This is a genomic window from Streptomyces sp. NPDC055506 (assembly GCF_053643595.1).
Genome location: NZ_JBSHKH010000005.1, coordinates 114,431 through 133,443, shown reverse-complemented (window position 1 = coordinate 133,443; position 19,013 = coordinate 114,431). Strand labels below are relative to the sequence as shown.

Annotated in this window: 15 protein-coding genes; all 15 read left to right on the top strand. The window is 72.1% G+C overall.

Annotation, left to right across the window (positions count from 1 at the left end; translation table 11 throughout):
* Positions 1-2 precede the first annotated feature (2 nt).
* From asnB to rfbC, 15 genes are read left to right on the top strand one after another with little or no spacing between them, the layout of a single operon-like run.
* Positions 3-1,919: an asparagine synthase (glutamine-hydrolyzing) gene (gene asnB / locus ACWIF2_RS03820; protein WP_454358415.1), complete on the top strand. Its 1,917-nt coding sequence runs from the start codon at positions 3-5 to the stop codon at positions 1,917-1,919.
* Complete coding sequence (locus tag ACWIF2_RS03815; RefSeq protein ID WP_454358414.1) at positions 1,916-4,090, top strand: bi-domain-containing oxidoreductase; 2,175 nt, start codon at positions 1,916-1,918, stop codon at positions 4,088-4,090. Before asnB ends, ACWIF2_RS03815 begins: the two co-directional genes overlap by 4 nt.
* Positions 4,087-6,030 (top strand): alginate lyase family protein, encoded by a 1,944-nt coding sequence (locus tag ACWIF2_RS03810; RefSeq protein ID WP_454358413.1) that lies wholly within the window; start codon positions 4,087-4,089, stop codon positions 6,028-6,030. The genes ACWIF2_RS03815 and ACWIF2_RS03810 overlap by 4 nt, the downstream gene beginning before the upstream one ends.
* Before the next feature lie 8 nt (positions 6,031-6,038).
* Complete coding sequence (locus ACWIF2_RS03805) at positions 6,039-7,562, top strand: right-handed parallel beta-helix repeat-containing protein (RefSeq protein ID WP_454358412.1); 1,524 nt, start codon at positions 6,039-6,041, stop codon at positions 7,560-7,562.
* 1 nt (position 7,563) lies between these two features.
* A complete protein-coding gene (locus ACWIF2_RS03800) occupies positions 7,564-8,805 on the top strand; it encodes an O-antigen ligase domain-containing protein (RefSeq protein ID WP_454358411.1) in 1,242 nt (413 codons plus the stop codon).
* Positions 8,806-8,807: 2 nt separating this feature from the next.
* Positions 8,808-10,028 carry a glycosyltransferase gene (locus tag ACWIF2_RS03795; RefSeq protein WP_454358410.1) on the top strand — a complete coding sequence of 407 codons (1,221 nt, stop codon included), beginning with the start codon at positions 8,808-8,810 and terminating at the stop codon, positions 10,026-10,028.
* The gene (locus tag ACWIF2_RS03790; RefSeq protein WP_454358409.1) at positions 10,029-11,282 is read left to right on the top strand and encodes a class I SAM-dependent methyltransferase; all 1,254 of its coding nucleotides are present in this window, start codon (positions 10,029-10,031) and stop codon (positions 11,280-11,282) included.
* Positions 11,279-12,073, top strand: coding sequence for a glucose-1-phosphate cytidylyltransferase (locus ACWIF2_RS03785; protein ID WP_454358408.1), 795 nt, complete (start codon positions 11,279-11,281; stop codon positions 12,071-12,073). Before ACWIF2_RS03790 ends, ACWIF2_RS03785 begins: the two co-directional genes overlap by 4 nt.
* The gene (locus ACWIF2_RS03780; protein ID WP_454358407.1) at positions 12,070-12,732 is read left to right on the top strand and encodes a PIG-L deacetylase family protein; all 663 of its coding nucleotides are present in this window, start codon (positions 12,070-12,072) and stop codon (positions 12,730-12,732) included. Before ACWIF2_RS03785 ends, ACWIF2_RS03780 begins: the two co-directional genes overlap by 4 nt.
* Positions 12,733-12,735: 3 nt before the next feature.
* On the top strand, positions 12,736-13,761 hold the full coding sequence (locus tag ACWIF2_RS03775) for an NAD-dependent epimerase/dehydratase family protein (protein WP_454358406.1): 1,026 nt from the start codon (positions 12,736-12,738) through the stop codon (positions 13,759-13,761).
* Entirely contained in the window at positions 13,749-15,032 is a 1,284-nt protein-coding gene (locus ACWIF2_RS03770) for a DUF4910 domain-containing protein (protein ID WP_454358405.1), read from the top strand. Before ACWIF2_RS03775 ends, ACWIF2_RS03770 begins: the two co-directional genes overlap by 13 nt.
* Before the next feature lie 5 nt (positions 15,033-15,037).
* The gene (locus ACWIF2_RS03765) at positions 15,038-16,327 is read left to right on the top strand and encodes a hypothetical protein (protein WP_454358437.1); all 1,290 of its coding nucleotides are present in this window, start codon (positions 15,038-15,040) and stop codon (positions 16,325-16,327) included.
* On the top strand, positions 16,324-17,271 hold the full coding sequence (locus tag ACWIF2_RS03760) for a glycosyltransferase family 2 protein (RefSeq protein ID WP_454358404.1): 948 nt from the start codon (positions 16,324-16,326) through the stop codon (positions 17,269-17,271). Before ACWIF2_RS03765 ends, ACWIF2_RS03760 begins: the two co-directional genes overlap by 4 nt.
* Positions 17,268-18,464, top strand: a complete 1,197-nt coding sequence (locus ACWIF2_RS03755) for a polysaccharide pyruvyl transferase family protein (RefSeq protein WP_454358403.1) — start codon at positions 17,268-17,270, stop codon at positions 18,462-18,464. Before ACWIF2_RS03760 ends, ACWIF2_RS03755 begins: the two co-directional genes overlap by 4 nt.
* Positions 18,461-19,012 (top strand): dTDP-4-dehydrorhamnose 3,5-epimerase, encoded by a 552-nt coding sequence (gene rfbC / locus ACWIF2_RS03750; protein WP_454358402.1) that lies wholly within the window; start codon positions 18,461-18,463, stop codon positions 19,010-19,012. The genes ACWIF2_RS03755 and rfbC overlap by 4 nt, the downstream gene beginning before the upstream one ends.
* Position 19,013: the final 1 nt, after the last annotated feature.

Here is a 19,013-nt window from a genome sequence, read left to right as displayed (position 1 = left end):
ACATGTGTGGCATCGCAGGCACGTACCGATGGCCCGACGGGAAGATCGTGACCGACCGGCTCACCGACACCCTCGCCCACCGCGGTCCGGACGGAGCGGGCCGGTACAGCCACGCCGCCGGTGACGGCGAAGTGCATCTCGGGCACCGCCGGCTGGCCATCATCGACCTGTCCGAGACCGGCGCCCAGCCCATGGTCTCGGGCGGCCTCGTCCTGACGTACAACGGCGAGCTGTACAACGCGCCCGAGCTGCGTGCCGAACTGGCGGCCGGCGGGGTGCGCTTCCGCGGTACCTCCGACACCGAGGTGCTGCTGGAGGCCTGGCGGCGCTGGGGCACGGACTGCCTGCCCCGGCTGCGCGGCATGTTCGCGTTCGGGATCTTCGACGAGCGGACCGGCGAACTGGTCCTCGCCCGCGACCAGTTGGGCATCAAGCCACTGTTTCTGCTCCGGCGCGGCGAGGGCCTGGTGTTCGCCTCCGAGCTCAAGGCGCTCGCCGTCGCCACCGGCGGTGCTCTCGAGGTGGACCATGCGGCGCTGGTGGCGTCGCTCCTCTACTACTGGGTGCCGGACTCGCGGTGCGCGTACCGCGAGGCGGAGAAGCTGCCACCGGGGAGCTGGCTGCGGGTCCGGCCCGACGGCCGGGTGGAGCGCGGCCGTTACTGGCACCTGAAGGACGTCGCCGCCGAGGGCCGTGAGCGGGCCCGCGGCGGTGAGCTGCCGGATCTGGCCGCCGTCGTCGAGGAGTCGACCCGGCGGCACCTGCTCTCCGACGTACCCGTGGCGACCTTCCTCTCCGGCGGTCTCGACTCCAGCTGGCTGACCGCCCTGGCGGCCCGCCACCAGCCCGGGATCTCCGCCTACACGATCGGATTCCGCGCCGAGGACGCCAAGTTCGAGGCGATGCCGGACGATCTGCGCTACGCCCGGCAGGTGGCCGAGCGGTTCGGCGTCGACCTGCGGGAGATCGAGATCGCCCCGAACGTGCTCGACCTGCTGCCGCGGATGACGTACCACCTGGACGAGCCGATCGGTGACCCCGCCGCGATCAACACCTTCCTGATCTGTTCGGCCGCCCGGGAGGCCGGGGTCAAGGTGATGCTCTCGGGAATGGGCGCGGACGAACTGTTCGCCGGGTACCGCAAGCACCTGGCCAACCTGCTCGCGCTGCGCTATCAGCGGGTTCCGCGACCTGTGCGGCGCGGGGTGTACGCGGCCGTGGGCCGGCTGCCGGTCGCCACCGGCCGCAGGGGGCTGCGTTCTGTGCGGTTCGCGAAGCGGTTCCTGTCCTTCGCCGAGCTGCCGGAGGAGACCGCGTTCCGGCGCAGCTACACCATGTACGACCAGGACGAGCTGCTCGGCCTGATCAACCCGGATCTGGCCGGCACGGTCGACGACGTGCTCACCGAGCACCGGGACATCTACGAGGACAACCACCTCGACGACTTCGTGAACCGCATGTGCCTGGGCGACGCCCGGATGTTCCTGCCGGGCTTGAACCTCACCTACACCGACCGGTCGAGCATGGCCGCGTCGACCGAGGTGCGGGTGCCGTATGTGGACGTCGAGGTGGTGAAGGCCGCCTTCGCCTTTCCCGGCGATCGCAAGATCGTCGGCCGGCAGGGCAAGGCCGTGCTGAAGGAGGCGGCCACCTCGATCCTGCCCGCGGAGATCGTCTACCGGCCCAAGGGGCTGTTCAGCGCCCCGCTGCGGGCCTGGATGAGCCGGGATCTCGCGCCGCTGGTGCGCGAGGTGATCAACGACGGCGAGCTCGTCCGCTCCGGGTTCCTGCGCCGGGACGCGCTGCGGCGGATGGTCGCCGAGGACGCCGCCGGTCAGCAGGACTTCTCCAAGCATCTATGGCATGTGCTGACCCTCGAGTACTGGTACCGCGGCGCGACTTCTGGGGAGTTCGAGTGAAGCAGGTTGTACAGAACTACAAGAGCGGCGAGCTGGCGGTGCTCGACGTGCCGGTGCCGGGGTGCAAGCCGGGCGGTGTGCTGGTCCGCACCGCCTACTCGCTGATCTCCACCGGGACCGAGCTCATGAAGGTGTCCGAGGCCGGCATGTCGATGCTGGGCAAGGCCCGCTCCCGCCCGGACCAGGTCGCCAAGGTCATGCAGAGCGTGGCCACCAACGGGGTGCCCGCCACCTACCGCAAGGTGATGGGCAAGCTGGACTCCTACACGCCGCTCGGCTACTCGCTGTGCGGTGTGGTCGAGCAGGTCGGCGCCGGGGTCGACGATGTGAAGGCCGGCGACCTCGTGGCCTGCGCCGGCAATGAGCACGCGTTGCACGCCGAGCTGAACTGGGTGCCGAAGCACCTCTACGTCCCCGTGCCGGACGGGCTCGAACCGCGGCACGCGGCCTTCGGCACCGTCGGGTCGATCGCGATGCAGGGCGTCCGCCAGGGCGAGCCGCAGCTCGGCGAGGTGGCCCTGGTCATCGGCCTCGGGCTGATCGGGCAGCTGGTGGTGCAGCTGCTGGGCGCCTCGGGGGTGCGCGTCGTCGGCGTCGACCCCGACCCGGCGCGCTGCGAGCTGGCCGAGCGCCTGGGCGCCGCGGCCTGCGGTGATCCCGAGTCGGCGGCGGTGGAGGCCGCCGTCGCCGAACTCACCGACGGGCATGGGGTGGACCAGGTGTATCTGGCCGCCGGCGGCGGCAGCAGCAACCAGCCCGTCGAGCTGGCCGCCCGGTTGTGCCGGGACCGCGGCCGGGTCGTCGACATCGGCAAGTGCCGTCTGGACCTGCCGTGGAACGCGTACTACGAGAAGGAGCTCGACGTCCGGTTCTCGCGGTCCTACGGCCCCGGGCGCTACGACCCGGAGTACGAGCTGGAGGGCCGGGACTACCCGATCGGCTATGTGCGCTGGACCGAGCGGCGCAACCTGGCGTGCTTCCTCGATCTCCTCGCCCGCGGCCGCGTCGACGTGGAGCCCCTGGTCTCCCACATCGCCGACTTCGACGACGCCGTCGAGACGTACCAACGCCTGAAGGACGGCGACCTGAAGGCCGTGGCCGTGCTGTTCCGCTACCCGGAACAGGCGGTGGAAGCCGAGGCTCCGGCGGTGGCCGTTCCCTCCGTGAAGGTGAAGCGGAGCCCGGCCCGGGCTGCCGGGGCGCCGGTGCGGCTGGCGTTCGTCGGCGCGGGGAACTACGCGACGTCGATGCTCCTGCCGCACCTGGCCGGGCGCGACGGCGTGGAGTTGTCCACGGTCGTCACCACGACGGCGCTGTCCGGGGCCAACGCGCAGCGGAAGTTCGGCTTCGCCGACGCGACCACCGACCTGGACGCGGTGCTCGGCGACAAGTCCGTCGACGCGGTGTTCGTGGTCACCCGGCACAGCTCGCACGCCGAGCTGACCCGGAGGGCGCTGCTGGCCGGCAAGGCGGTGTTCGTGGAGAAGCCGCTGGCGCTCACCGAGGACGAGCTGGCCGGCGTGCTCGCGGCGGTGGAGGAGTCCGGCAACGACCGGCTCCAGGTGGGCTTCAACCGCCGGTTCGCGCCGCTGCTGACCGAGGCCAAGAAGCGGTTCGGCGCCCGGACCGGCCCGGCGAGCCTGCGCTACCTGGTCAACGCGGGCCGGCTCCAGCAGGGCAGCTGGTACCTCCAGCAGGGCACCGAGGGTTCGCGGTTCGCCGGTGAGGGCGGGCACTTCATCGACACGGCGAGCTGGCTGCTCGAGGCCGACCCGGTCTCGGTGTATGCGGTCGCCACATCCGGCAACGACGACCTCCAGGTCGTGCTGCGCTACCCGGACGGGTCCACCGCCACCATCAGCTACGTCACCAACGGCGCGCCCGGCTTCCCCAAGGAGACGCTGGACCTGGTCGCCGACGGCAAGGTGCTGCGGCTCGACGACTTCGTCCGTGCCTCGGTCCACGGCCGCAAGCGGTGGGTCAGTTCGCGGCTGCCCCAGGCCCGGGACAAGGGGCAGAACGCCGAACTGGCCGCGTTCGTCAGGGCCGTGCGGAGCGGCGGGCCGATGCCGGTGCCGCTTGAGTCGCTGGTCGCCACCACGTCGGCCACCCTCGCGGTGCGGGCCGGCCTGGCCGGCGGCGTGCCGGTGACGTTGGAGCGGGCGCGATGAGCATGAGCGCGGGCTGGTACTTACGTCGGCTGTCCCGGATGGGACCGCGGGAGGTCGGCGGCCGGGTGGGCGACGCGGTGCGCAGGCGGCGGTGGCGGTCGGCGCCGCCGGACTGCCCGAGCGTGACCGGCGCCCGGTTCACCGCGGTACTGCCCCCGGGGACGCTCGACGCGGTGCCACCGGACGCCGCGAAACGCCTCGTCGCCGAGGCGGACCGGCTGATGGCCGGGCACGCCGAGTACTTCGGGGTGGTCCGCGACGACCTGGCCGACCCGGACTGGTCGTACGACCCGAAGACCGGGCGCCGGGCGCCGTCGGGCTACGCCTTCAACGTGCCGTACCGGAGCGAGGACGCGGTCGGGGACATCAAGCAGATCTGGGAGCCGTCCCGGCATCAGTACCTCACCGTGCTCGCGGCCGCCTACGCGATCACCGGGGACGAGCGGTACGCCGACCGAGTGGCCGCGCACTTACGGTCGTGGTGGGCGGCCAACCCGCCGTTGCGCGGAGTGCACTGGATCAGCGGCATCGAGCTGGGGATCCGGCTGCTGTCCTGGGTGTGGATCCGCCGGCTGCTCGACGGCTGGCCGGGCGCGGCCGGGCTGTTCGAGGGCAATGCGGTGGCGCTGAACCAGATCTGGCACCACCAGCGCTGGCTGGCCGCCTTCCCCAGCCGGGGGTCGTCGGCGAACAACCACGTCATCGCCGAAACCGCCGGGCAGTTCGCAGCGGCCTGCGCGTTCGGTTGGTTCCCCTCCTCGGCGCGCTGGCGGGCCGACGCGCTGCGGTCGCTGGAGCGGCACCTGCGGAGCAACACCTTCCGCTCCGGGCTCAACCGCGAGCTGGCCAGCGAGTACCACGGGCTGGTGCTGGAGCTCGGTCTGGCCGCGGTGGCCGAGGCCGATGCCACGGGCGTGCCGGTCCCCGCGACCGTCCGCCTCGTGCTGCTGCGGATGACCGACGCGCTCGCGGCCGTCGTGGACAACCGGCTGCGGCCGCCGCGCCAGGGGGACTCGGACGACGGGCACGGTCTGGTCGTGGACGGGGCGGGCACCGACCGCTGGGCCTCGCTGCTGGCCACCGGGGACGCCGTGTTCGGCCGGCTCGCCTGGTGGCCGGCGGTGACCGGCACCGATGTGCGCACCCCGCTGCTGGCCGCGCTCATCAAGCCCGCTGAACCGGCCGTGGCCCGCCCGGTGAGCCGTCCGGCCCACTTCGCGGACGCGGGCATGACCATCCTGCGCGGTCCCGGGGAGATCTGGTGCCGCTGCGACGGCGGTCCGCACGGGTTCCTGTCCATCGCCGCGCACGCCCACGCGGACGCGCTGTCCGTGGAGGTCCGGCACGACGGGGTCGATGTGCTCGCCGACCCGGGGACGTACTGCTACCACGGACAGCCCGAGTGGCGGCGGTACTTCCGGTCGACCCTCGGCCACAACACCCTGCAACTGGACGGCGCTGACCAGTCCGTCTCCGGCGGTCCGTTCCTGTGGACCCGGCACGCCGAGACCCGCGTCCTGGCCGCTGACACCTCCGGCGAGGAGGTGGCCCGCTGGAGCGGCGAGCACGACGGCTACCAGGGCTCCGTGCACCGCCGCCGGGTGGAGCTGACGGCCGCGAGCCGTGAGCTGCGGGTGGTCGACGAGGTCCGGGGCGACCTCAGGGCCGTGCGCCTCGCGTTCCATCTGGGCCCGGCGATCACCGCGGACCTGGCAGGGAACCGGGCCGTGCTCACCTGGACCCGGGACGGCGAGGACCGCTCCGCCGTGCTCGACCTGCCCGGGCAGCTGACCTGGCGGGCGCATCGCGGCGAGACGGAGCCGCCGCTCGGCTGGTACTCGGCCGGCTTCGGACGCAAGGAACCCGCCACAACGCTGGTCGGCACCGGCTTCGCCGACGGCGCGGAAGGGTTCACCACCGTACTCAAGTTCCGCGGCTAGGGGGGCTCGTGGAGATCAAGTGGCGGCTCCGGGCGTTATCGGCGGCACCGCTGGCCCTGGCCCTGCTGGCGGCGACCGGCTGTGACAGCGCGTCGGACGCCGGGGCGAAGCCGGCCGCCGCGCCGTCGTCCACGTCCGTGGCCCGGGTGTGCTCCGAGCCCCCGGCCGGGCCGGCGAAGGCGCCGGCGGGCGCGGTGACGGTCGACCCCACGGTGGTCGGTGACCTGGCCGCGAAGACCAAGAGCAGCCCCCCGAGCACCACGTTCTGGCTCCGGCCGGGCAAGCACAGGCTTGAGCCGGACCGCTACGCCCAGGTCATCCCGAAGAAGGGGAACAGCTATCTCGGGGCGCCGGGCGCGGTGCTCGACGGCCGGAAGACCAACCAGTACGCGTTCGGCGGCACCGCCCGCGATGTCACCGTCCGCCATCTGACCGTGCAGGGTTTCGTCGCGCCGCACAACGAGGGCGTGGTCAACCACGACTCGGCCGACGGGTGGGTGATCGAGCACGCGAGGATCCAGAACAACTCCGGCGCCGGGCTGATGGCCGGTGCCCGCCAGCGGGTCCGCGCCAGCTGCCTGCGCGGCAACGGGCAGTACGGAATGAACGCGTACAAGACCGGCGGCCGTATCAGCGGCCTGGTGGTCGAGGGCAACGAGATCGTGGGCAACAACACCGACGACTGGGAACGGCGGCGGGAGGGCTGCGGCTGCACCGGAGGCGTCAAGTTCTGGGCCGTCGACGGCGCCGATGTGCGCGGCAACTGGGTGCACGACAACCGCGGAGCCGGGTTGTGGGCGGACACCAACAACAACGACTTCCGCATCGAGGACAACGTGCTCGAGGCCAACGACGGTGCCGCGCTGATCTACGAGACCAGCTACAACGCGGTCATCCGGAAGAACACGATCCGCCGGAACAACCGGGTCGAGGGCCGCAGATCCGCCGACCGCGGCGACAACTTCCCGTTCGCGACCGTCTATCTGTCCGAGTCCGGCGGCGAACCAAGGATCCGAGCCCGTACGGACAAGATCGAGATTTACCGGAACGTGCTGGAGGACAACTGGTCCGGGATCACCCTGTGGGAGAACGCCGACCGGTTCTGCAACAGCCCGGCCAACACCTCCTCCGGTGACTGCACCTTGCTGGTGAAGGACACCGACCGCTGCGCGCGGCCGGCGATCGCCACGGCACCGCTCTACGCCGACTGCCGGTGGAAGACCCAGCGGGTGGACATCCACCACAACCGTTTCGTGCTGGACACCTCCGTCGTCGGGTGCACGGTGAAGTGCGACCGCATGGCGGTGCTGGCCAACTACGGCACCTATCCGGACTGGTCGCCCTACCAGGGCGAGCGGGTGGCGGAGGCGATCACCCGCGAGCAGCACAACCACTGGCACGACAACGTCTACGTCGGGCCATGGAAGTTCGTCGCCCACGACCCGAGCCGGGTGCTCGACTTCGGGCAGTGGCAGGGCACGCCGTACCGGCAGGACGCGGGCAGCACCTTCCGCGCGCGGGACGGTGGTTGAGATGAGCCCGGGCCACAGGGACCACACGTCGAGGATCGTGGGTACGGCCTGGGGGCTGCTGATCCTCAACACGCTCGGCTCCGCCGGGGCGAAGACCATCGTCCCGCTGCCGCGCTCCCTCATCCAGATGGTCACCATGGGCGCGCTGGTGGCCGCGTTCGCGCTGGCGCTCGCCGTCAATCTCCGGCTGCGTATCCGGGCCAGTGCCTTCGTGTTCCTGCTCACCCTGCTGCTGGTGGTGAGCGTGATCTCCAGCGCGAGCCTGGAGTCCGGGTTCGGGGCGCTGTTCCGCTGCGCCCGGCTGGCCCTCTTCGTCACCACGCTGTGGCTGCTCAGCCGCTGGTGGGACGGTGGCTTCACGTTCGTACGGCACCACATCCGGACGTACTTCGCGGTGCTCGGGTCGGTCGCCGCCGGCCTGCTCATCTCACCGGGCGCGGCCATGCCCGAGCTCTACGGCGGGCGGCTGGTCGGCGCGTTGTGGCCGCTGACCCCGCCGCAGATCGGGCAGTACGCCGCGGTGATCATCGGGCTCACCGTGCTGCTCGTGCTGGGCCGCCGGACCGACAGGGTCAGCGCGGCGGTGGTCGTCGTGCCGGCACTGGTCCTGCTCGCGCTGACCCACACCCGGACGGCCACGCTGGGCCTGTTCACCGGGCTGGCGTTGGCGATCGGCTCGCTCGTCCTGACCAGTGCCGCCGCCCGCCGGTTCTTCGCCTGGGCGGTGCTCTGCGCCGCCGTGGCCGCGGTGGGGTTCTCCTCCGCGCTGCAGGCGTGGTTCCTGCGCGGCCAGAGCCAGGAGAACTTCACCAGCCTCACCGGCCGGGCGAAGGTCTGGGACGCCCTGCTGGCGGCGCCCCGGTCGACCTCGGAGTTCCTGTTCGGCGCGGGACTGGGCGACAAGTCGTTCGGCGGGCTGCCGATCGACAACAGCTGGCTGGCCGTCTACCACGAGCAGGGGATGACCGGCGTGGCTCTGGTGGCGGCGATCATCATCGTGCTGGGCGGGGTCGCCCTGCTGCGGCCGCCGTCGCTGCAGAGGGCCTGCGCGATCTTCCTGATCAGCTACTGCGCGATCGCGTCGTACACCGAGGCCGGACTGGGCGACGCCTCGCCGTATCTGCTGCATCTGGCCGTGGCGGCCTCGCTGCTGGCGGCACCTGCCGAGGCTCCTCCCCTTGCGACGCCCGAAGTACCCGCACGACGTGTCCCGCGATGGGCCCGGACATCGGAGGTGACCTGAGCATGCACGTACTCGTGGTGCACAACCGCTACGCCTCGGCACAGCCGAGCGGGGAGAACAAGGTCGTCGACCAGGAGGTGGCGCTGCTGCGCGAGGCCGGCCACCGGGTCGAGGTGTTCGAGCGGCGCAGCGACGAGATCGCCGCCCGGTCCCTGCTGGGCAAGGCCGCGATACCGCTGCTGGTGCCGTGGAACCCGGCGGTCCGAGCGGAGCTCACCGCCCGGCTGCGCACCGAGCGGCCGGACGTGGTGCACGTCCACAACGTCTTCCCGCTCCTGTCTCCGGCGGTGCTGGCCGCCTGCGCCGACGCTGGTGTGCCGGCCGTCGCAACGCTGCACAACTACACCCAGGTCTGCCCGCCCGGCACGCTCCAGCGGGACGGCCGGCCGTGCACGGCGTGCGTCGGGTCGACGCCGCTGCCCGCCGTGCGGCACGGCTGCTACCGCGGCTCCCGGCTGGCGACGGTGCCGCTCGCGGTCAGCCTGTCCGTCAACCGGCGGCGCTGGTGGTCCGGTGTGGAGCGGTTCTTCTGCATCTCCGCGGCGCAGCGCGACGTCCTGGTGCGGGCCGGCATGCCGCCCGAGCGGCTGGCGGTGAAGCACAACTTCGTGCCCGACCCCGGCACGTGCCGAGAGGGCGCGGGCGAGCATCTGCTCTATCTCGGCCGGCTCGCGGAGGCCAAGGGCGTGCGGCTGCTCATGGCCGCGTGGGACGAGATCGCGGCGAGCGGCGGTGTGGGCGTGCCGCTCGTGATCGCCGGCTCGGGGCCGCTGGAGCCGGAGGTGACCGCCTGGGCGGCGGGCCGGGACGACGTGCGCTACGTCGGCCTGTACGACACGGCGGAGTGCCGGAAGGCCGTCGCGCGTGCCGTCGCGGTGGTGGCTCCCTCGACGTGGCTGGAGGCGTTCGGCCTGGTGGTCGTGGAGGCGATGGCGGCGGGGGTCCCGACCGTCGCGGCCGGTCACGGCGCGTTCGTCGAACTCGTCGAGGACGGGGTGACCGGGCTGCTGCACGAGCCGGGCGACGCCGCCTCGCTCGCGGATCGCCTACGCCGGATCACGGCGGAGCGAGCCCGCAACCGGGAGATGGGCCGGGCGGCCCGGCGCCGTTACGAGCGGGGCTTCAGCCCGGCCGTCGGCCTGGAGCGCCTGGTGGAGGGGTACCGCTCCGCGATCGCGGGCCGGACGGAATCAATCGGGGACCGAATCAATGGGGGGCAGTAAATGACACGATGCCGACTCTGCGGCTCGGCGACGCTGGCGAGCGTCGTCGATCTCGGGGCGACACCGCCGTGCGAGAGCTTTCTCGCCGCGGACCGACTGGACGAGCCGGAGCCCGCGTACCCGCTGCACCTGCGGGTCTGCACCGACTGCTGGCTGGCGCAGATCCCGCCGCTGATCACGCCGGAGGAGACGTTCAAGGAGTACGCGTACTTCTCCTCGTTCTCGACCTCCTGGGTGGAGCACGCGCGCGCCTTCGTCGCCGACGCCGTCCAGCGGGTGGGTCTCGGCCCCCAGGGCTCCGAGGCCTCCGGGGCCTTCGTGGTCGAGGTCGCGAGCAACGACGGGTACTTGCTGAAGCACGTGGTGGACCGGGGGATCCGCTGCCTGGGCATCGAGCCGTCGGTGAACGTCGGCGCCGCGGCACGGGACGCCGGTGTGCCCACGCTCACGGAGTTCCTGAGCCCGGACACCGGCTCCGCCGTCCGTGCCGAGCACGGCCCGGCGGACCTGGTCGTGGCCAACAACGTGTACGCGCACATCCCGGACGTGGTCGGGTTCACCAAGGGACTGCGCGCCCTGGTCGCCGACGACGGCTGGGTCTCCATCGAGGTGCAGCACCTGCTGACCCTGATCGAGGAGAACCAGTACGACACGATCTACCACGAGCATTTCCAGTACTACACGGTCGCGTCCGCGATCCGGGCCCTTGCGAGCGGCGGACTGGCGCTCGTGGACGTCGAGTTGCTGCCCACGCACGGCGGCTCGATCCGGCTGTGGGCCCGGCCCGCCGAGGTGGCCGGCGAGCCGACGCGGCGGGTGGCCGACGTGCTGGCCCGGGAGAAGGCCGCCGGTCTTCAGGAGCTGTCCGGGTACACCGAGTTCTCGGCCCGGGTGGCCAAGGTGCGCCGGGACCTCCTGAAGTTCCTCATCGAGGCCGCCGAGCGCGGTGAGACGGTCGTCGGCTACGGCGCCCCGGGCAAGGGAAACACCCTGCTCAACCACTGCGGCATCCGGCCCGACCTCCTCCCGTACACGGTCGACCGCAACCCCTACAAGCACGGCAGGTACACCCCGGGCACCCGCATCCCGATCCTGCCGCCCGAGCAGATAGCCGCCGACAAACCGGACTATGTGCTCGTCCTCCCGTGGAACCTGCGGGCCGAGCTGGTCGAGCAGCTGTCCTTCGTGCACGACTGGGGCGGCCGGCTGGTCTTCCCCATCCCGGAACTGAGCATTGTCGAGGTCAAGGCATGAAGGTCGTACTGTTCTGCGGCGGTTACGGGATGCGGATGCGGAGCGGCGCCGCGGACGACGTGCCCAAGCCGATGGCGATGGTCGGGCCCAGACCGCTGATCTGGCACGTCATGCGCTACTACGCGCACTACGGGCACACGGAGTTCATCCTGTGCCTCGGGTACGGCGCCCACCACATCAAGGACTTCTTCCTCAACTACGAGGAGACGACGTCCAACGACTTCGTGCTGCGGGGCGGGCGGACCGAGCTGCTGTCCACCGACATCGCCGACTGGACGATCACGTTCGCGCAGACCGGCATCGAGTCGCCGATCGGGGAGCGGCTGCGCCGGGTGCGGCACCACCTGGACGGCGACGAGATGTTCCTCGCCAACTACGCCGACGTACTCACCGACGCCCCGCTGCCGGAGATGATCGACCGGTTCGCCCGGCGCGACGCCGGTGCGTCGATGATGGTGGTGCCGCCGCAGTCCTCGTTCCACTGCGTGGATCTGGGCGAGGACGGCCTGGTCGGGGGCATCACCGCGGTGAGCGACATGCCGCTGTGGGAGAACGGCGGCTACTTCGTGCTCCGCCAGGAGGTCTTCGACCACATACCCGAGAACGGTGACCTGGTCGCCGACGGATGTGCCCAACTGGCCAAGCGAGGGCGGCTGGTGGCGCACCAGCACCGCGGCTTCTGGAAGCCGACCGACACCGTGAAGGAACGGGCCGCGCTCGACGAGGCCTACGCCCGGGGCGAGCGCCCGTGGGCCGTGTGGGAGCAGGACAGCGTCGGAGCCAGGGCGTGATCCGGCTCGGGGCCGGGCCCCTGGACCGGATCGTCGCGGTGGGCGCGCACTGCGACGACATCGCCATCGGCGCGGGCGGCACGCTGCTCGCGCTGTGCCTCGCGCGGCCGGGCCTCCGTGTCGACGCGCTGGTGCTGTCCGGCGGCGGTACCGATCGGGAGCAGGAGGAGCGGGCCGCGCTCGCCGCCTTCTGCCCGGGCGCCGACCTGCGGATCACCGTGCACAAGCTGCCCGACGGCCGGCTGCCCGCGTACTGGGAGGAGGCCAAGGCCGCGGTCGAGGAACTGCGTGGCCGGACCGAGCCGGAGCTGATCCTGGCCCCGCGCACCGACGACGCGCACCAGGATCACCGCGGCCTGGCGCAGCTGATACCCACCGCGTTCCGCGACCACATGGTCCTCGGCTACGAGATCGTCAAGTGGGACGGCGATCTCGGCCGTCCGTCGGCGTACCAGCCGCTGTCGCCGGAGATCGCCGAGCGGAAGGTGCGGCTGCTGCAGGAGCACTACCCCTCGCAGCGGCACCGGCCCTGGTACGACCGGGAGGCCTTTCTCGGGCTGGCCCGGATCCGCGGCATCGAATGCCAGGCGCGCTACGCCGAGGCGTTCGCCGTCACCAAACTCACGCTCCATCTGGGCACTTTCAATCTGGGGGACTGAACCTTGCGCGTACTGCTGACCGGACACCAGGGCTACCTGGGCACCGTGATGGCCCCGGTCCTCAGGGCCGCCGGGCACGAGGTCGTCGGGCTCGACGCCGGCCTGTTCGCCGACTGCGTGCTGGGCGAGCCGCCCGCGGACCCGTCGGGGCACCGGGTGGACCTGCGCGACGTCACGGCCGAACATGTGGCCGGAGTCGATGCCGTGATCCACCTGGCCGCGCTGTCCAACGACCCGCTGGGCTCGCTGGCCCCTGAACTCACCTACGACATCAACCATCACGCGTCCGTGCGCCTTGCCCGGCTGGCCCGGGACGCCGGGGTGCGGCGCTTCCTGTACGCGTCCACCTGCTCGGTCTACGGCGCGGCGGGCGGCGACGAGCTGGTGGGCGAGGGCGCCCCGCTGCGCCCGGTGACGCCGTACGCGGAGTCCAAGGTGCGGGTGGAGGACGACCTGCACGCGCTGGCCGACGGCGACTTCAGCCCGGTGTACATGCGCAACGCCACCGCTTTCGGCTACTCCCCCAGGCTGCGCGCGGACATCGTGCTGAACAACCTGGTGGGCCACGCGTTGCTGTCCGGCGAGGTACTGGTGCTCTCCGACGGCACCCCCTGGCGCCCGCTGGTGCACGCCGCCGACATCGCACGGGCCTTCACGGCCGCGCTGACCGCGCCGCGCGAGGCGGTGCACGACCGGGCGTTCAACATCGGCAGCGAGACCAACAACGTCACGGTCGCCGAGATCGCCGAGCAGGTCGCCGAGGCGGTGTCCGGCTCGAAGGTGGTGATCACCGGGGAGACCGGTGCCGATCCGCGCTCGTACCGGGTGGACTTCTCCCGGTTCCGTGCCGCGATCCCCGGCTTCGACTGCGAGTGGACGGTGAAGCGGGGCGCGCTCGAACTCGCCGACGCCTACCGCGAACACGGGCTGACCCAGGAGGACTTCGAGCGGCGCTTCACCCGCCTCGCCGTGCTGCGCGCGGCGTCCGACGCCGGCACCGTCGACGACACCCTGCGGTGGCGCCGGTGACAGCGGTCGGCGAGGAGATGCACGCACTGGTGGAGCGGCTGTACCCGCTCTGCCGGAGCATCACCGGCGACGGTGTGCGCGCCACCTTGGACATCGTCGGCGAGTACGTCCCGCTCCAGGTGCACGAGGTGCCGACCGGGACGCAGGTGCTCGACTGGACGGTGCCGCAGGAGTGGAACATCCGGGACGCGTACATCGCCGACACCGCCGGCAACCGGGTCGTCGACTTCGCCGCGTCCAGCCTGCACGTGCTCGGCTACAGCGTGCCGGTGTCGACGACCATGCCGCTCACCGAGCTGCGCGAACACCTGCACACCCTGCCGGAACACCCGAGCTGGGTGCCGTACCGCACCAGCTACTACCAGCCGGAGTGGGGCTTCTGTCTGTCCCAGGAGACCTTGGACGCGCTGCCGGAGGGCGACTACGAGGTACGGATCGACTCCACCCTCGCCGACGGCCACCTCACCTACGCCGAGCACGTGGTCCCCGGGCAGGTCGCCGACGAGGTGATCGTCTCCTGCCATGTCTGCCATCCGTCGCTGGCCAACGACAACCTGGCCGGCATCGCCGTGGCGACGTACCTGGCCCGGGCTCTGGCGGACGAGAAGCCGTACTACACCTACCGGTTCATCTACGCGCCCGGCACCATCGGGGCGATCACCTGGCTGGCCCGCAACGCGGAGCGGATCGAGCGGGTCAAGCACGGCCTCGTGCTCGCCTGCGCAGGCGACTCGGGCCGGCTGACGTACAAGCGGAGCAGGCGCGGCGACGCGGAGATCGACCGGGTGATGGGGCATGTGCTGGCCGCCTCCGAACGCCCGCACAGCATCAACGAGTTCACTCCGTACGGCTACGACGAGCGGCAGTACTGCTCGCCCGGGTTCGACCTCGGCGTGGGCTCGCTCAGCCGGACCCCGTACGCCGGCTACCCCGAGTACCACACCTCGGCGGACAACCCCGACTTCGTCTCCCCGGAGGCGATGGCGGACACCCTCGCCGTCTGCCGCGAGGCGTTCGGCGTCCTCGACCGCAACCGGAGGTACCTCAACCTCAGCCCCTACGGCGAACCGCAGCTCGGCCGGCGCGGGTTGTACGACGCGCTCGGCGGGCGCAGTGACACCAAGCAGACGCAGATGGCCATGCTCTGGGTGCTCAGCCTCTCCGACGGCGAGCACAGTCTGCTGGACGTCGCCGAGCGGTCCGGGCTGCCGTTCGACACCGTCGCCGCCGCGGCCGACGCCCTGCACGGCGCCGGTCTGATCAAGGCATGACGCGGATGACCACCGAGGAGGAGAAGGCGAAGGCACCGGCGGGATCCGCCCGGCGGGCCTTCGCCGGCCGGCTGTCCTGGGGGCTGGCCGACCAGGCGGCCTCCAGCATCAGCAACTTCGCGGTGGGGATCTATGTGGCCCGCTCGCTGGGGGTGACCGCGTTCGGCGTGTTCGGCCTCGCCTGGGTGACATACGGCGTGGTGCTCAACGTCTCCCGGGGGCTTGCCACCGATCCGCTCGTGGTGCGCTTCAGCGGTGTGTCCGACGCGTCCTGGCGGGGGGCGGTGGCCCGGTCGTCGGGTACCGCCCTCGGCGTCGGTGCCGCCATCGGCGCGGCCTGTCTGGTGGCCGGCCTCGCGCTCGGCGGGCGCGTGGGGCCCGCGTTCGCCTGCCTCGGCGTCATGCTGCCGGGGCTGCTGCTCCAGGACGCCTGGCGGTACGCGTTCTTCGCGGCCGGCACCGGGCGCAAGGCGTTCGTCAACGACGTCGTATGGGGCGTCGCGCTCGTCCCCGCCATGGTCGTCGCGGCCCGCGTGGGCAGCGTGGCCGCCTTCGTGCTCGCCTGGGGCGCGTCCGCCACGGTGGCCGCGGCGTACGGCTATGTCCAGTCCGGCATCCTGCCCCGGACGGCCCGGGCACGCGCGTGGCTGCGCGAGCAACGCGACCTCGGCTACCGGTACCTGGTCGAGAACGTCAGCCTCAGCGGCGCGAGCCAGCTGCGTGCGTACGGGCTCGGCGCGATCGCCGGGGTCGGCGCGGTGGGCGCGGTGCGGGGCGCCGAGCTGCTGCTCGGACCGTTCCTCGCCGTGCTGATGGGTCTGTCGCTGGTCACCGTCGCGGAGGCGGCACGGGTGCTGCGGCGGTCCCCGCACCGCCTTAGCAGGTTCTGCCTCCTGCTGGGCGGCGGGCAGGCCGTCGCCGCGCTGCTGTGGGGCGGGGCGCTGCTGCTGATGCCGGACCGGCTCGGCGAGCTGGTGCTGGGCGACGTCTGGCACTCCGCCGCCCAGCTCATCGTGCCGGTCACCCTCGGTGTCGCGGGCGCCGGCCTCGGCACCGGCGCCGCGGCGGGGCTGCGGGCGCTCGCCGCGGCCCGGCGCAGCCTGCGCTGCCAGCTCTTCGCCTCCGCCTGCTACGTCGCCGGCGGGCTCGGCGGCGCGGCCCTGGCCGGCACGGTCGGCTCGGCCTGGGGCGTCGCCGCCGCGACCCTCGCCGGCTCGGCCGCGTGGTGGCTCCAGTTGCGGTCCGCCCTGCGCGAGCACCTGAAGGAACCCATCCCCGAAGTGAGGACGTCATGACCGCCCATCCCCGGCTGAGCATCGGACTGCCCGTGTACAACGGCGAGGAGTACCTGGCCGAATCGCTCGACGCCCTGCTCGGCCAGACCTACGAGGACTTCGAGCTGGTCATCTCCGACAACGCCTCGACCGACGGGACCGAGGACATCTGCCGCAAGTACGCCGCGCAGGACTCACGCATCCGGTACGTCCGGCTGCTTCGGAACATCGGCGCCGCGCCGAACCACAACTACGTGTTCACCGAGTGCCGCGGCGAGCTGTTCAAGTGGGCCTCGCACGACGACCTCTACGCCCGGGACCTGCTGCGGCGCTGCGTGGAGGCGCTCGACGCGCGGCCCGACGTGGTCCTCGCGCACTCCGACCAAGCGGTCATCGACGGCGAAGGACAGGTGACGGTCCCCTACGAGTACAGGCTGGCCACCGCCTCCCCGCACGCGCCGGAGCGCTTCCGGAGCTTCCTGTTCGAGCCCGGTGGCGACGACTTCTACGGGGTGATGCGCGCCGACATGCTGCGCCGGGTGAAGCCGCACGACAGCTATCACCACGCGGACCGGACGTTCGTCGCCGAGATCGTCCTGCAGGGGCCCTTCCACCAGGTGCCGGAGCTCTTGTACTTCCGCCGCGACCACCCCACCCGCGCCGAGCGGGCGAACCCGTCCAAGCGCTCCCGGTGCGTCAACCTGGACCCGCGCCGGGCGGGCGCGCTGCACCCGACGCCCCGGCTGCTGGCCGAGTACGTCTGGGGCTTCGTCTCGGCGATTCAGCGGGCGCCGCTCTCCGCGGCCGACCGGCGCGCCTGCTACCGCCACCTGGCCGCGTGGATGACCAGCCGGGCCCGGCCGGGCGCCGGCGAGCGGGTCGAGGACCGTGCCCCGGTCGACCCGGCCAAGCTCACCGTCTCCGTCGACGCCCTGGTCGCCGGCCGTGAGGGGAGGCAGGCGTGACCACGGCCCGCGTCGGGGTGTTCGGCCTGCTCGGCTCCGGCAACCTCGGCAACGACGGGTCGCTCGAAGCCGTACTCGGGTACCTCCGCGCCGAGCACCCGGACGCGGTCGTGGACGCGCTGTGCGGCGGACCCGAGGTCGTCACGGCCCGGTACGGGATCCCGGCGACGCGGCTGCACTGGTACCGCGGGGAGTACCGGACCGCGTCGCGTGTGGGCGCGATCGCGGGGAAGGGACTGGGCAAGCTCGTCGACGTGGTCCGCACCGCGGCCTGGGTACGCCGGCACGACGTGGTGATCGTGCCGGGCATGGGTGTCCTGGAGGCCACGCTGCCGCTGCGGCCGTGGGGCTTCCCGTACTCGCTGTTCCTGCTCTGCGCGGCCGGCCGGCTGTTCCGCACCAGGGTCGCGCTGGTCGGCGTCGGCGCCGCCCCGATCCGCGACCGGGCGACCCGGGCCCTGGTGCGCCGGTCGGCGCGGCTGGCCGCCTACCGGTCGTACCGGGACGCCCAATCCCGCGACGCGATGCGGGAGATGGGCGTGGACACCGCGCACGACGAGGTCTGCCCGGATCTCGCCTTCGCCCTGCCGACGCCACCGGCGATCGGGCCGTCGGGCCCGCCCGGTGCGGTCTGCGTCGGTGTCATGGACTTCCACGGCGGCAACGACGACCGTGCCCGCGCCGAAGAGATCCACCGGCGCTACCTCGACGGGACGACTCGCTTCGTCCGCGCGCTGATCGAGGACGGCAGGCCGGTCCGGCTGCTCACCGGCGACGCCTGCGACGCGTCCGTGGTCGCCGCGATCCTCGACGCGGTGGACTCGCCGCTGGTCACCGCGGCGCAGGCGGCTTCGCTGGCCGACCTGATGAAGGAGACTGCGGCGGCCGACGCCGTGGTGGCGACCCGGTACCACAACCTGGTCTGCGCGCTGAAGACCGGAACACCGACCCTCGCCCTCACCTACGCGGCGAAGAGCGACGCCCTCATGGACCGGATGGGTCTCGGCGCGTACTGCCACCCTGCCCGCGAGGTCGACGCCGACCGGCTGCTGGAGCGGTTCGGGGAGCTGGAGAAGCGAGCGGCGGAGCTGCGGCAGACCCTGGCCGAGCGGAACGAGGTGGCCGCCCGGCAACTCACCGACCACTTCACCGCCTTGACGGCAGCCCTGTTCCCAGCGAAGGAGACTCCATGAAAGCGACCGAGGTCCCGGAGATAGCGGGCGCGTTCCTCTTCGAGCCGACGCCTTACGCCGACGAGCGCGGCTTCTTCTGCCGCACCTTCGACGCCGACGTGATCCGCTCGGCGGGCCTCGACCCGGACGCCTTCGTCCAGGACAGCGTGTCCCGCTCGGTGCGGGGCGTGCTGCGCGGCCTGCACCTGCGCTCCGGCAAGGGCGAGGCCAAGCTGGTGCGGTGCTCGTACGGGCGGATCTTCGACGTCGTCGTGGACCTGCGGCCGGACTCACCTACCCATCGCAACGTGGCCACCTTCGAGCTGTCCGGTGAGACCCAGGTGACCCTGTACATCCCGGCGGGATGCGCGCACGGCTTCCAGGCGCTCACCGAGACCGCCGACACCTCGTACCGGATCGACCGCCCGCACGATCCGGCCGAGGACGTGACGATCGCCTTCGACGACCCGGAGCTCGCGATCCGCTGGCCGCTGCCGGCCACATCGATGTCCCAGCGGGACCGGGAGGCGCCGAGCCTCGCCCAGGTCCTGAAGCAGAGAGAGAGCTGAA